The organism is Gilliamella sp. B2785 (assembly GCF_026537005.1).
Lineage (GTDB): Bacteria > Pseudomonadota > Gammaproteobacteria > Enterobacterales > Orbaceae > Gilliamella > Gilliamella apicola_E.
The window spans coordinates 462,120-477,528 of sequence record NZ_JAFNNC010000001.1; the positions used below are offsets into that span (position 1 = coordinate 462,120).

The window sequence follows — 15,409 nt, forward strand, 5'->3', positions numbered from 1 at the left end:
TATTATATCAATTTATTTTTTCTATCTATTACTACCTTAACAAGAATAATTCATTAAACGATTTCGTGACTTATTCCTCAGTTTGAACTTCTGTTTCTGATTTTACTTGTTCTTCTTTATAAAGTTTATTGTCATACATTTTGACAAACGGCAAATAAATCACCAAAGCTAATATTGCTGAAAGTATCGCAACAAACATAGCACGATAATCACCGCCGGTACCAATAAATGCCCCTAATCCCATTGGTGATGGCCAAGGCACTAGCGCAATAATAGGATTCATAAAACCACTACTTATAGCAAAATAACCTAAAGTACCACAAGCCATTGGCGCTAATAAAAATGGTATGGCAAGATATGGGTTATAAACTATCGGCATACCAAAAATAATTGGCTCATTGATATTAAAGATTGCAGGAACTGCTGAGGCTCGACCTAAAATTTTCAATTGACTCGACTTAGCACAAAAAGCAATAAAGAATGTCATAAGAAGTGTAGAACCTGAACCACCTAAAATAACCAAAGAATTGTTAAACTCTCCCGCAAATGGAATATGAGCACCACCAACGTTTTCATTCATATTAGCCAGCATTATTGGTGTTATAAAAGCACCAATGATACTTGCACCATGAATACCTACAACCCAAAGCGCATGAATTAAAAATAAAATGACCATAATACCAAGCCAGCTTTTAGTCAAATTGGTTACAAAGGTAAATGGAACACCAATAATATCGAAAATATCAGTACCAAAGAAAATTAAAATACCGTTTAAAATAATAACTGTAAAAGCAATAACAAAGGTTGGAATTAGTGCAGTAAATGAGCGTGATACACCTAATGGAACGGTTTCAGGCATTTTAACCACCCAGTTACGACGTACACAGAGGAAATAAAGTTGAGTTGCCACAATAGCCATTACTATTGCAATAAAAATACCCGAAGTACCTAATCGGAAAACAAATGGTTGTAATCGTAATCCATTGAAGACTTCACTTTGGTCACTAAGTAATACCATAGAACCATTTTGTAGAACTAATTCCGGTAAAGTCATAACAAAAGCAAATACTGATAACATAGCACCATTAAGCGCATTCACTTTTAAACCGGTTTCTTCTTCCTCAATTTTGGTTAATTCATAACCAACTACAATGTTAAAATAAAGCGCCAATATTCCCATTGTCGCTGTGTTCGCAATCATATAAAGATCGCTTACTTTGAAAATGGTATTTTGGAAAAGAGTTTCTAATCCAGTAAATGTCATTGGTAATGTATTAAATACTAAAAACATTGACCCAACGATACAAAAAGGAACTGATGCCATCCCCGCTGCCATTACTGCCCTTACAATCTTAAACTGCGATATTTTAGCCATCGGAGTCATTAGATATTTTTGTAGCAACACAAATCCGGTATTCATTTTGTTTTCCTCATTTAATTAATGATTTCTTGATAAGCTTGAATTCTTTTAAAATGTTTATCCTCATTACGTTCGATTTTTTTCAATTTTATTAATATAAGAATTGTAAAAACTAAACTTGTTAACATTATTCCCAATAGTATGTTTATGGCCTCTTGTGAATTTTTTAAGAATGGAAAGAAAAAGTGAAATAATGGAGTGAATATCGAAACAATTAACGCAATGATAGATATCAACATTATTTGATAAAATAAACTTGCATAGCGTAGATGGTTTTTATGATTTCGATAAAGTTTAATTTGCTCAAAACTGGTTAGCGTAGCAAGTATTATGAGCATAATAGGTAGCACGATAGCTATAGATAAACTTCCCATCAAAAAAACTGCCCAATAGAGATTTATAAACAAAAAAAATGCTGTAGCATAACGAACCGCTAAAAAGCGATTAAAATAGAGGTTAGTCAAACTAACTTTTTTATGTAATTTAAGTTGGCTTTCTAGTGGTGTATTCATCTCAAACCTCTTTATTGATTTGATAACTTATATGTTTGTTGATATAGATGGGACATCTCAATAGCAATTTCTCTCAATGTCATCGTCGTCATCAAATGATCTTGAGCATGAACCATAATGATTTCCATCTCAATTTTAGTGCCACTTGCATAAGATTGAAGCAATTCAGTTTGAGATTTATGTGCTTCTAAAATCTCATGATTGGCTTCTTCAAGTAACTGCGTTGCTTGTTCGAAATTAGCCTCTCTCATCGCTTTAAATGCAAGGTGAATTTTGGTTTTGGCATTACCACTATGCAAAATAATATTGAAAGCAGTAATTTGAATATCCTCCGAGCTCATTATGTCAGTCATTGCTACGCTCCTTTTTCAATTAATTGGATAAAGTAAGATTTGAATTGATTAAAATCGGTAATTTTTAACATTGCATCTTGCATAGCTAAATCATCAATTAAATTGACAATCGCTTTGGTCATCATAGCTAAGTTGGAATTTTGGTATATTGATGGAGAAATCATAAAAATAAACTTAACATCTTGATAATTTATATCCCAACTCATACCTTGAGGAATAACAGCAATCGCTATTTTGGCTATCTTACCTACTGGAATAGCTGGATGAGGAACCACTATGGTTGGACTAAAGATTATTTCACCTAACGCCATCCTTTTTTCCATCTGTTTTTTCATCTCTTGCTTAAAGTTCTTTGATTCATTGATAGATAATAAATCAAGCAAATGATCCAACACGGCTTGTTTAGATGGTTTATTGGGACACAAGTAAAAATAATCAGCAGCAATTTCATCAAATACTTGAGCTATATATTTTGAATGATTCTGTTTTTTATCATCAATTGGTAAGAAATTTTTGGGTAATGAATTGGGGGTTTGTCTATGAGAAAGATATCGGCGAATTGCTTGAACATCTTCCTCACAAAAAAATACAGAGACATGAAATACTGGTACTTTAAATACTTTGGATGATAAATCGACAGAAGAAATAATAAAATCGATATCATTTAACATCCCTTGTTCTATTTCATAATAACCACGTGTTGCTATAATTTTTACTCGCTCATCAAATTCACTTTCTACTCGATTTTTAAGTAATTGTGCACTACCAAGCCCCGTTGCGCAGATAATTAATACTTTAGCTTTCTGTTCATTTTTTAATTTTTCCAGTGATGCTAAAAAATGAAGTGCTAAATATCCCCACTCATCATCAATGACGTCATATTTATTTAAATTGGGTAGTTGATTGAAATAATGTTTAACTAACCCAAAAACTTCACCATATTGGCTTTTAATTTCATCTATTAGAGGATTTTCTAATTTTATATTCTGTGCTAAACGCACAAGCATTGGTTTTAAATGCTGAATTAACCCATTTTTCAACTGTTCATCATGCCAAAAAGGATAGCCTGTTTCTTGTTCAATTTTTAAAAGTAAATTAGTTAATAAAGCGCCAAGTTCTTCATCAAGATCGTCTTGGATTAAATTTGATTTACTCATCAAATGTAGCGTAAGGTACATTTGCTCTTCTTTAGGAAAATGAAAACCAATTATCGATTCAATACGAGCGATGATTCGATTAGCAACTTGATATTCAATAGCTGAATCAGCTGAAACAAGTAAATCAAGATTTTGGATTGTAAGCCCCGACTGCAAACGTTTAATACTTAATGACAAATGTAGGACTATATTTTGAATCATTACATCAGATAATTTGATATTCGCTTCACGACACTCATCTAAAATAATGATAGTTAAGGTATCAAAGCTAATTGCTTCACATGCTTGATTAAAATAGGATAAATGGTGTAAAAAATTGATTGAATCCTCATGAAAAAAGTAACTCATAATAAAATGACGTTTAGCTTTTTCTTCACCAACAACATAAATTAAAGAATGGCTTTTTTTAAGCGTGAGTTCATAAGGTTGTAATTGGGACTTAATTTCCGTAATATCTTTATTCAATTGGGATGAGCTAATAAATAGCTGTTCAGATAATGCTTCAACATCAATTTTTTGGCTTTCAAGTAATAATAAATTAAGGATATAGTGCTTTCGTTCACTTGCTTCCCGGCATTGGGATTTCTCAATATTTTTATCTAATAAATGATATTCAATCAAAAATAAATTAAATGCAGTTCGATCTAATATTTCAAGTTGAAAACCATAGCCTTGTTTACTAACAATATTACCGCCATTGCGTTCTATTAATGTTTTTAAATCTTTAAGATAGGTACGTACAGTACGATCTGATAACGATAATTCCTCCGCGAGTTCTTGACTACTTTTAAATCCATTTTTAGAACGAATTAATAAACTAATAAGTTCTCGTTGTTTTTGTTTTATCATTATCTACTATACCTTAACTATTAATGAGAATTATCCTAAAAGATCAAGTCATTAAAATATAAGCTACTTCAATGATGCGATTATTAAACTAAACAATCGCATCAAGAACGGTAGAACTCAGATTTGCCTAAATTTAATTAATATTGTCCTCAACTAATTTAGCTAGTTGTTCAATACCAGATTGAATTGGAATATAAGCCTGAAAAGGAATACTCACAACAGGTTTACCCACTTCATCACCTAATGCTTTTAATTTATCAAACATCATCATGGTTTGCGGACTAATTAAAAACAGTGAAAAATCACTATTTTTAATTTTATTACTACCTTCAGTTGCAGATACCGCATCAAGTTCAATAGGTACATTTTTACTAGCAAAAAATTCAGTTACCTTTTTGGCCATAAGCGATGATGACATACCCGCTGCACAAATAATTAACGCTTTTTTCATAACTTCTCCTAATGAATTTAAATCGTTATAAGGTTTCACCATTTGACTCAATGACTTTTTTATACCAAGCAAATGAATCTTTACGGCTACGTTTTAAGGTTCCATTACCTTTATTATCTTTATCAACATAAATAAAGCCGTAACGTTTTTCCATTTCACCAGTTCCAGCTGACACTAAATCAATACAACCCCATGGAGTATATCCCATCAAATCTACACCATCTTCTTCAACCGCTAACTTCATTTGTTTAATATGTTCTCGTAGATATTCAATACGATAACTATCATGAATACTTCCATCAGCTTCAACTTTATCATATGCACCAAATCCATTTTCCACAATGAAAAGCGGTAAATGATACATATCAGTTAGCCAATTTAATGTGTAGCGCAAACCTTCCGGATCGATCTGCCAACCCCAATCAGATTTTTTAACGTATTGATTACCAATTAAATCGGTTTTTTCATTATATTCATAGTTATCTGATTTTTTTCTAATCGCATTAGACATGTAATAACTAAAACCAATGTAATCGACTGTACCGTTTTCTAATACTTCGAGATCTTGGCTTGTCACGTCTAATTTAAAGCCTTTGCGTTGCCAGTATTTGATAATATGATTAGGATATTGACCATGAACATGAACATCAGTAAAGAAATACTTACGCTCCATGACTTTTTGAGCCATTAAGATATCACCTGGTTTACAGGTTTCCGGATAGATTGGCACAACGGCAATCATACAACCAATTTGAAAATCAGGATTGATAGCATGACCTATTTGCACCGCTTTTGCGCTTGCAACTAATTCATAATGTGCAGCTTGATACATGATTTCTTCTCTGTTATCACCTGCTTTGTAATAAATACCTGAGTTAGTGAAAGGCGCAAAATCTTCATTAAAATTAGCTTGGTTATTGATCTCATTAAAGGTCATCCAATATTTCACTTTATTTTTATAACGATCAAAACAGACCTCAGCAAAGCGAACAAAGAAATCAATTAATTTACGATTACGGAAGCCACCATATTCGGTAACTAAATAATAAGGTAATTCAAAGTGCGAAAGGGTAACAACCGGCTCAATATTATATTTTAAACATTCATCGAAAAGATCATCATAAAACTTCAACCCTTCTTCATTTGGTGCAAGCTCATCACCTTTCGGGAAGATTCGAGTCCAAGCAATCGAAGTTCGAAAACATTTAAACCCCATTTCAGCGAAGAGTTTAATATCATCTTTATAATGATGATAAAAGTCGATAGCCTCGTGATTAGGATAATACTCACCAGGAATGATTCCTTCGGTAATTTTTCGATAACTTTTAGGCGATCCAACAGTCATCACATCGGCAACACTAGGACCCTTACCACCAGCTTGCCAAGCACCCTCTAATTGATGAGCAGCAACAGCGCCTCCCCATAAAAAATCTTTTGCTAAACCTTTATTATTCATAATCAAGCACCTGTATTATTAAGAATTCAAGTTAAGTATAAAAGGAAAAAAATCGAATTACGAACCAATATTTTCCGTATTGATAAGGAAAATAGATATGCATTGCTGGAATGTCCTAAACATAATTAGGACATATTTAGAACAGTATCAACTTATCTTAAAAGATAATTTAGATAGGTTTTTGAATCCAACTTTTCTTTTGTAATCATTCTTGCTCGATGCAATCTGCTTTTTACTGCCTCAATAGTGATACCCAATTTTTCAGCAACTTCGGGTGCACTATATTCTTCAATATCGCGCAAAATTAATACTTGACGATAGATGAATGGTAACGAACCAATAGCATTGGTTAAATCAATATGCAGACTCAAATCTGTATTTTGCATAGCGATGTTTTCTAGATTAAATTCACTATTAATACTTCTTGATTGTCTAGCTCTAAATAATCGATAACACTCCCTTTCAATAATTCGAAATAACCAGCTGGCGAAAGTCGCTATTGTTTTCAATGTGCCAATTTTTCTATACATTAGCCAAAGAGCGATTTGCACAGCATCTTCAACATCTTCAGCTGAAGAACAAGTTCGCCTAGCAAACCTTTTAATATCAGGTTGGCAAAGGATAAGTAGTTGTTCTAAAGCTTGTTTATTGCCCATACAAGCCGCTTGAATGAGTTTTTCGTTTTTTAGGTTCATATAATTTAATTATTGTGAATTTTTTAATTTTGTTATGCTAAAAGTATCATTTCCTAAGACTTTTAAATAACATTTATCTGATTATATAGAGGATGAATAGTGGCAAAAGGATTCATAAAAATTTGCAATTTTAGATATTGATTAAATCTGCGTGCGGATTATGACGATCAATTAGTCGAGCAAATTCCTATCATATTTATGAAATTTTGAAGATATCACTAAATTGAATATTTAAGCTTGAATATTCAATTGGTAAGTATTAAATAAATGCTTCAAATCCGTTGGCATATTTAGTTGGTACAAATTCAATTATGTCGTACTCGGCAATTTGATAAATATAAAACGGATCTTCTTGCATTATTGCTAGTGCTTGTTCTTTACTTTCTGCACGACAAAGAATCACCCCACCAGTACGAGGAACTTTGCGACCAGAAGCAATAAAATGCCCTGATTGATAATGACGTTCTAGATAATCGATATGTTGCGGTAAGTATTTTTCTACTTCACTAATGGATTTCAAGTAGGTAAGAGAGAAAATAAACATTTTAATGCCTCCATTTAAAAAATAATAAGCCAACCATATATGTTGGCTTTGATTATACTAGTTTTTATTGAGCATCAATCATACACTATTATGAGAATGTTAAAAAAAAGTATACATCGTTAAAATTACTATTTTGCAACCCATTTGCCGTTTTCATCTTTATGATAATGCTTTTCAACCGCTGACCAAGCAACACGAAAAGCAACTTGCTCTGGTGAACTATTGTCTCGTCGTTTTTTAGGATCTTGATACTCTTTTATGGCACTATTGAATGCTTCTTTAAAAATATCTTGAGCATGGACAGGTAAAACATGTCGAACAGATTCTGGTAAGTCATCTCGTGTTTGATAAGGCATATCACATTCCCCTATTTAAAATACTCAAAGAAAATTAATCATTCTAAACAGTCATTGCGAATTTTACTTTCAAAACAGCTAAAAGTAAATTTAGTCTGATATTATAGGAAATACAAGAATTATTACACAATCAATTGTGTTAATTTTTATCTGAATAGATCTAGGTACTAATAAAGTGTGTAAAATGACACCACTTTATTGCATATTGATTTACTTATTTACATCAACCAAAAAGCGACCTTTAATTTTACTTGCGATCATCTTATTTGCCACTTCAATGCATTCATTTAATGCAATAGTCTGGGCGATATGAGAATACAGCTTTTCATCCATGTTTTCTGCTATTAATTGCCAAGCAGCTATTCGTTTATCATAACTAGCCATCACACTATCCACACCAGCTAATGTCACTCCTCGTAAAATAAACGGTGCAACCGTTGCAGGGAAATCCATACCTTGCGCAAGACCACAACAAGCAACAATACCACCATATTGAGTTTGTGCACAAATATTGGCTAATGTATAAGAGCCAACCACGTCGATTGCTGCAGACCATAACTCTTTTTGTAACGGTCTATTAGGCTCTTTCAAAGATTGACCATCAATAATTTCGACAGTACCAAGTTTATGCAGATAATCTTCATCTGCCACTTTGCTAGTGGAGGCAGCAACCTGATAACCTAATTTACTCAATAACGCGACAGCAACTGAACCTACACCGCCTGTCGCTCCCGTAACTAAAATCTTGCCATCTTCTGGTTTAACGCCAAAATCAATAATGCGTTTCACACATAATGCCGCTGTATATCCCGCCGTGCCAAGCACCATGGATTGATAAGGAGTCATATTTTTCGGTAATGGAATTAACCATTCTGATTTTAAATAGGCATATTGCCCTAAACATCCCCAGTGCGTTTCACCACATCCCCAACCATTTAAGATGACAATATCCCCTTTTTGATAGTGACCATTTGCACATTCAATGACACTACCCACGCCATCAATGCCCGGTATCATTGGCCATTGTCTTACAACCGGGCTTTTGTTAGTCAGTGCTAACGCATCTTTATAGTTGATACTTGAATAGTGGACTTGGATTAGTGTGTCGCCTTGTTGAGCAAGTAATTGTTGTTGAGGTACGGCTTTTATTGAATGGGTAAAACCGTGAGTATCATTTTTTTCTAATACTATCGCTTTGAATGACATGGTTATTCCTTATTACGTTTGGCAGTATAAGATTTGCTAATTTACTCAATAGGTCGATCAGCAAGTCAGTTAACAGGCTGATTTCGTGTAACTAGACAATTGGTCTAAAAATTATAGACCAACTGTCTTGTCTATTGCAATCAATATCATTCAATCTATTAGATACGTAAAAAATGGTATTAACTGTTTTTATCAATGTGGTTAATTTTAAGGTCAATTCTTCTAGCATAAATTTGTAAGATTGTTTTCATATAAAAAACCGATATTTGTTAAGATCACATAATATCGGTTTAGTCTGTGTTTATTACGCTATTTACCAGTTAGCTTTGATGCCTATTGAACCATTGATTGGAGCTTTTACTCGGGCATTTCCACCATTTGACCAAGTATGACCCAATTCGCCATAGGCGGTTAATTGATTATTAATGTCAAAACTTCCACCAATAGCCAATTCGGTACTGGTGTGTGAAGCTCCACTTCTGATTGATGTTGTGTAACTCGGTGTAGCAAAATGTGTATGATCATCTCCGTTCGGCGAATAGAATAGGTTTGCTCTTGCATAAGGACGTAAAGTGCCTAGGTCAAGGTCAACTTCGTTTTCGACTCTACCCCCAATACGGAATAGCCAAGCATTATTGTTACTGTGTTTGACTGTTGTGTTACCTTTTATATGGCTTTTATCCAGATCAAGCCATTGGTGTATAATTTGTGCTTGAGGTTCTAGCTTCCAACCACTATCAAATAACGTAAAAGGTTTACCAAATTCGACTGAAGCGGTGCCGCCATAACCTTTTTGTTTGCTGTCGGCGTTACTGTTTGGTTTGATATTGACTTTATGTCGAGCCGCTTGCAAGACGAGATCGACATAACTTCCGTCATCATGGGTATATGTACCATAAGCACCGATAAAATACGTGTTCGTGGTATTTTTTCCAACATGTCCATTTACACCACTGGCAAACCCGTTAACTTTTAAATCACCGTAGAGATAACCCCAATAAGCACCAAAACGCCAATGATTAGTCTGCCAGATATCACTACCTAATTGTAAACCGGTGTGATTTCCTTTGCTGTGAGTATTCAATACGCCATTTTGTTTTATATCGTTGCGTGCAGCAATGATTCTACCCCACGTGTTTGTCTCTTCGTTGGTTGGTGTATTACCAATGCGCTGATGTAGATTGCTGAGCATGATAATATCAGCTTGGCGTAATTGTTCACCAACAGCTGAATAGAGCGGTACTTGTTTTCGATAGGTTATGCGTCGGTTATTGATATTCGTTTTATCTTCTTGTTCATGATTTGAACCAATAATATGGTTTAAGTCATTATTATTTTCTTCATTGCCCGATTGATGATTGTTGGTCGAATCATTATTGGTTTTATCTTTATTTTGATCTTCAGATTCTTTCTTCAAATAGGAGCGTAAATACCAATTTTCGTTTTGCTTATTCAGATCCCCTTTATAAAGATAATATTCGTAGGCACCGGCTTCTAAATGTCCACCTTGAAGATTGAAAGCATCATTAGTGCTGCTTCCTGTTACATTCACAATTTTAATGCCGTTTGTGTTTGTGGTGTCAGCCCCAATCCCATTGACATTATTTATCTGTATTTGTGTTTTTCCAGTGACATGACCATTCACATTTAATCTATCGGTATCACTTTCGCTGCCTTGTACAACAGTATCCAGTATTAATTTACCATTGTTGCCGACATAGTCACCGTTGATGATTAAATTTTCCCCAGCATTTGCATTACTAAGCGTAATGGTGCCTGCATTATTCACATTACCGTTTACCGTTGCTTGATTTAATGATCTTTGTAATTTTAAAACCGCATCCGAGTTTAGGTTGAGGTTTTGTGTATCTAAATCACCGGTTAATGTGAAAGTTACCGCTTGTCCCACATTGATGTTTTCCCAATTAAGAACAGAAACATCGCCAATACGTCCTGTACTTGTTGATGATCCCGTCAAATTTTGGTAAAGATTGAGTGTATCGGTTGAAGTTGATTGTGCATTACGAGTCACATCACTACCACCATCAATAATGGTGAGATCGGTCACATTTGCATTTTTATGAATGGTCAGCGTATTATTACCTGTGCCAAGCTGAATTAGTCCACTGACTTTTGAACCATCATTTAGGGTAATGATCGCATCACTAATTTCATTTTTGATTGATGCGCCTATTACGGCTGAAACATCTGCCCCCGCATTGAGATTTAGATAGGTTTTTGTCCCTACGTTGCCTGATGAATAGATACCCGCACCAGGCCGGCTAAGTTGGTTTTCTCCCTTACCAATTACTGTACCAGCGATATCAATTCTGGTAAAGCCTGTCCCGTTGTTGGTGACATTAATCCCACTATTTAGTCCAATGATGCTACCCGCTGTTTGCGATAAGATGAGATCACTCGATGTGTTGCCATTTTTCACTAATATTCCTGATCCATTGTCACCATTGACTTTCCCCGATACGGTAACGGATGAAAAACCGGTACCTAAATTAGTCACATTAATCCCATTCTCCGAGCTGGTTATGCTACTTGTTGACTTCTGATCAATATAGAGATGTTGAGCATTATTTTTATTCGAGGCAGAGATCGCATCGCCGTGTCCTGCTTTAATGTTCCCTTCAACAGTAATGGTTGTCGATCCCTGTCCTTGGTTAGTCAGATTGACACCATTTTTACTTCCCTGAATATTTGCATGATTTTGAAGCGAAAAGGTTAAATCTTTGGTTGTTGTGTCATTTGCTACAATTAATGCATCTAAAGAATGACTTATGACGCTTCCATTAATGTTAATAGAGGTTGAGCCATGACCTTTATTGACTAAATTGATACCATTAAGTTGTCCTTGAATAGTGGCATTATTATCGAGTATGACCGATAAATCTTGAGCAGTTGTATGATTTGAAGCAACGATCGCATCAAAAGTTGAACCGGTTACATTTCCGCTTAATGTTATATATGATGAACCTTGCCCTTTGTTGGTAATATTGATACCGTTTTTTTTGCCTGTAATGTCACCGCCTATATGATTTATCTTCATATTTTGGGTTTTTACATCGTTAACGGCATATAATCCATCGTATTGTGCACCCGTTACTGATCCTAAAGTAGTAATGTTAGTGTCACCAAGCCCGTTGTTTGCCATATTGATACCATTTAATTCACCATAAATATCCCCAGATGATTGCTTAACGGTTAGATCATGTGATTTCGCGCCGTTTAACGCGTACATACCATCATTATTTTGACCTTTTATTGTGCCAGCGGTTGAAATTGAGGTCGATCCATTCCCATGATTTGCAATGTTGATCCCATTTTTATTCCCTTTAATGCTTCCAGCGGATTGATTAATGGTTAAATGTTGGGTATTGGATTGATTTGCTGAATATAAACCGTCATTTTGATTGCCAATCACTTCGCCTGATGTGTTGATTGTGGTTGAGCCTTTTCCGCTATTGGCCATATTAATGCCGTTTAAATTACCGTTTATTTTTCCTTGTTCTTGATTGACGGTAATGTTTTGCGTATTGATATCATTAAAAGCATACATACCATCGTTATTTTTACCAATTATTTCACCCGATGTCGTAATTTGGGTCGAACCGTTCCCTTTATTTGCCATGTTAATACCATTCTTATTACCTTGAATGCTACCGTCAGATTGTTCTACGATAAGGTTTTGAGTGGTATTTTCATTAATTGCATACATGCCATCACTTAGGTTGCCTATCACAGTTCCTTTAGTTGTGATAAATGTTGAGCCTTTCCCTTTATTTGCAAGATTAATGCCATTTAAATTACCATTGATTTTTCCGCTGTTTTGTTTAATGGTTAGATCTTGTGTGTTGGCATCATTAGCCACATACATACCATCATTCTGATCGCCAATGACATCACCAACGGAATTGATGGTGGTTGATCCGTTTCCATGATTGGCAAGATTGATACCATTAAGTTTACCATGCACAGTACCGCCTGATTGATGTACAATTAGATTTTGACTGCTATTGCCGTTAATGGAATAGAGCCCATCATTTTCAGTACCAATAATTTCACCTAATGTGGTGATATAGGTTGAACCTTTACCATTATTCGCCATATTGATGCCATTTCTCTTACCTTGAATTTTTCCTGCTAATTGATTGAGAGTAAGATCATGAGCGTTGGTATCATTGGTGTTGAATAGCCCGTCATATTGATCACCAATAACATTACCAGAGGTCGTGACAAGTGTTGAACCACGACCATAATTATTCATGTTAATGCCGTTGGTACTACCATGAATAGTGCCTTCTATTTGATTGACGGTGAGATCTTCTGTTTGTTCATAGTTAATGATAAACATTCCATTTGTGGTTTGGCCTTCAATATTTCCAGACGCATTAACCAAGGTTGAGCCTATACCGTCGTTAATAATACTTGCACCATTTGAGTATCCTTTGATACTACTGCCCTTCATTTGTGTAACGTTTATATCTTTGGCGGTTTTATCGTTATGTACGTAAATTCCTTCATTGTGGGCGCCAATGACTTCGCCAGAGGTTGTGACACTTGTCGATCCAAGCCCGCTATTGTTTGCATAAATTCCGTTGGCGCCGCCAGATATACTACCTACTAGTTGTATAACTTTAAGATCCTTTGAATTCTTATCATTATTAGCTTGTATTCCGTTAGATTGCTCACCGACAACCTGTCCAGAGGTGGTGAGTGTTGTGGTTCCATTACCTTTATTTTCGACTTCAATACCATTATTTTTGCCTTGAATAGTACTGTTAGCCATTTGTGTGACTTTTAAATCTTTTGTAGTATCAGTGTTTTTTACGACAAGTCCATTATCCGATTTTCCTGTTATGACACCTGACAGCATGATATTACTTGAACCAATACCGCCGTGAGAAATGTTTACACCACTATTTTGACCGGTTATTGAGCCAGCAGCTTGGTTAAAGGTGAGATCAGTAGTGTTGGTATCAGTTGATAAGTCGTATCCATCACTTGCGTTTTCAATGTCGTTTGATATTGTAATGATTTTTGTGTTAGCAAAGGGACTGATACCGGCACGTTGATTAATAAAATTTTGTTGATATTTGTCATTGTATGACAAGTTTAATGATTGATTGATGATGCTCTTTTGAATAGGTATGTCATTTTTTAAATCGTTGGCTGTGTCATTTGCATAGCTGTTAGATGTTAACACAGAAGTTAAACTAACGACTGTCAGCAAATTAACCGAAAAACTTTTACCTTTTGATTGAGTTTTTTCCGAAGTCGGAACATAACTTTGACGAACTGCATTCCAGATAAGCTTATAGACTTTGTTCATTATTTCCTCTCACTTAATCAGAGATGATTCTATTTATGTAAAATATAGCTTTTAATTGAAGATGCTGTTAGAGATTAACCAAATGAAAACTGATCCTTCATTTAAGAAGACAAAAAATAACCTATTGAAAATTAAAAATATTATTTAAAGACATTTATGAATACAAATAAAATAGCTTTATTTACAAATAAAAGGTGTCACAAAGTACAGGGTGGAAAGATTAACTATTGAAATTATCGATTTTTGCTTAACTAGCTAATTCGACAATTCGTTTTTATTTGTATCATATTGCCTAAAGATAGGCAATCGAAATAATGCAAAGTGTCTTTTGATGGTCGTTATTGTGTTTGTAAAATAAGATGGCGTTTGTAAAATAAGACGGCATTGGTAAATAAATCAAAATTAACTTTTGATATTAATTGATGATTTTATCAAAAAAAAGTTGCATAAACAGATCTAAAGGTTGTGATTTTTTTATTAATTTGCTTCGAGTTACTGCACCTTCCCAACCAATCCAAAAAAATTCTGCAAGTGCTTTGCAGTTGGCTTGTGAACTTAATTCTCCAGATTGTTGTGCCAGTAGTAAGCATTTTTCAAGTTTGGCTTGCCAATTTTGTAAAATTTGTTCAAGTATTTGTGCATACCCATCCGGTAATAACGATTCTTCTTGTATCAATTCACCGATTAGGCAACCTCGATTAAAATCATATTTTGCCATACCTTGCTTTGCATCTTCATAAAAAGCTAAAATTCGATCAATAGCTGAACCAATCGATGAATTGGTTAAATGCTTATCTAATTTGTGAGTAAAAAAACTGTCATAGCTAGCTATAATTGCTATTCCAAAGTCTTCCTTACTTTTAAAGTAATGATAAAAAGAACCTTTGGGGACTCCTACCTGCTTTAAGATTCTTTCAATGTTTGATGAAATATACCCATAAGTAGTCATCAACTCTACTCCACTACGAATCAAGGCAGATCTTGTCTCATTACCTTTTTTTGTATTACCTATTCTTGTAGGTGTTATTGCAAAAGTATTTTGATTAATTGACATAGAGTTCCAACATAT

12 protein-coding genes are annotated in these 15,409 nt (G+C 34.5%); all 12 read right to left on the reverse strand.

The features are described from left to right. Positions 1-70: 70 nt before the first annotated feature. Entirely contained in the window at positions 71-1,420 is a 1,350-nt protein-coding gene (celB, locus tag J3U24_RS02095) for a PTS cellobiose transporter subunit IIC (RefSeq protein ID WP_267337484.1), read from the reverse strand. 14 nt (positions 1,421-1,434) lie between these two features. Then, positions 1,435-1,932 carry a hypothetical protein gene (locus J3U24_RS02100; protein WP_065563079.1) on the reverse strand — a complete coding sequence of 166 codons (498 nt, stop codon included), beginning with the start codon at positions 1,930-1,932 and terminating at the stop codon, positions 1,435-1,437. An 11-nt stretch (positions 1,933-1,943) separates the two neighbouring features. Beyond that, complete coding sequence (locus tag J3U24_RS02105) at positions 1,944-2,285, reverse strand: PTS cellobiose transporter subunit IIA (RefSeq protein ID WP_065563080.1); 342 nt, start codon at positions 2,283-2,285, stop codon at positions 1,944-1,946. Positions 2,286-2,287: 2 nt separating this feature from the next. Next, positions 2,288-4,291, reverse strand: a complete 2,004-nt coding sequence (locus J3U24_RS02110; RefSeq protein ID WP_267337483.1) for a BglG family transcription antiterminator — start codon at positions 4,289-4,291, stop codon at positions 2,288-2,290. A gap of 133 nt (positions 4,292-4,424) precedes the next feature. Continuing rightward, complete coding sequence (locus J3U24_RS02115) at positions 4,425-4,742, reverse strand: PTS cellobiose transporter subunit IIB (RefSeq protein ID WP_065563107.1); 318 nt, start codon at positions 4,740-4,742, stop codon at positions 4,425-4,427. A gap of 25 nt (positions 4,743-4,767) precedes the next feature. Further along, the gene (locus J3U24_RS02120) at positions 4,768-6,198 is read right to left on the reverse strand and encodes a 6-phospho-beta-glucosidase (RefSeq protein WP_267330177.1); all 1,431 of its coding nucleotides are present in this window, start codon (positions 6,196-6,198) and stop codon (positions 4,768-4,770) included. Between the two features lie 152 nt (positions 6,199-6,350). Beyond that, positions 6,351-6,854 carry an RNA polymerase sigma factor gene (locus J3U24_RS02125; protein ID WP_267346964.1) on the reverse strand — a complete coding sequence of 168 codons (504 nt, stop codon included), beginning with the start codon at positions 6,852-6,854 and terminating at the stop codon, positions 6,351-6,353. 298 nt (positions 6,855-7,152) lie between these two features. Then, positions 7,153-7,437, reverse strand: a complete 285-nt coding sequence (locus J3U24_RS02130; RefSeq protein ID WP_065734374.1) for a YciI family protein — start codon at positions 7,435-7,437, stop codon at positions 7,153-7,155. Positions 7,438-7,565: 128 nt separating this feature from the next. Then, positions 7,566-7,793 carry a ChaB family protein gene (locus tag J3U24_RS02135; RefSeq protein ID WP_267337481.1) on the reverse strand — a complete coding sequence of 76 codons (228 nt, stop codon included), beginning with the start codon at positions 7,791-7,793 and terminating at the stop codon, positions 7,566-7,568. 210 nt (positions 7,794-8,003) lie between these two features. Next, entirely contained in the window at positions 8,004-8,999 is a 996-nt protein-coding gene (locus tag J3U24_RS02140; RefSeq protein WP_267337480.1) for an MDR family oxidoreductase, read from the reverse strand. 313 nt (positions 9,000-9,312) lie between these two features. Next, positions 9,313-14,340, reverse strand: a complete 5,028-nt coding sequence (locus J3U24_RS02145; RefSeq protein ID WP_267337479.1) for an autotransporter outer membrane beta-barrel domain-containing protein — start codon at positions 14,338-14,340, stop codon at positions 9,313-9,315. Positions 14,341-14,755: 415 nt separating this feature from the next. Next, positions 14,756-15,394: a TetR/AcrR family transcriptional regulator gene (locus tag J3U24_RS02150; RefSeq protein WP_267337478.1), complete on the reverse strand. Its 639-nt coding sequence runs from the start codon at positions 15,392-15,394 to the stop codon at positions 14,756-14,758. Positions 15,395-15,409: the final 15 nt, after the last annotated feature.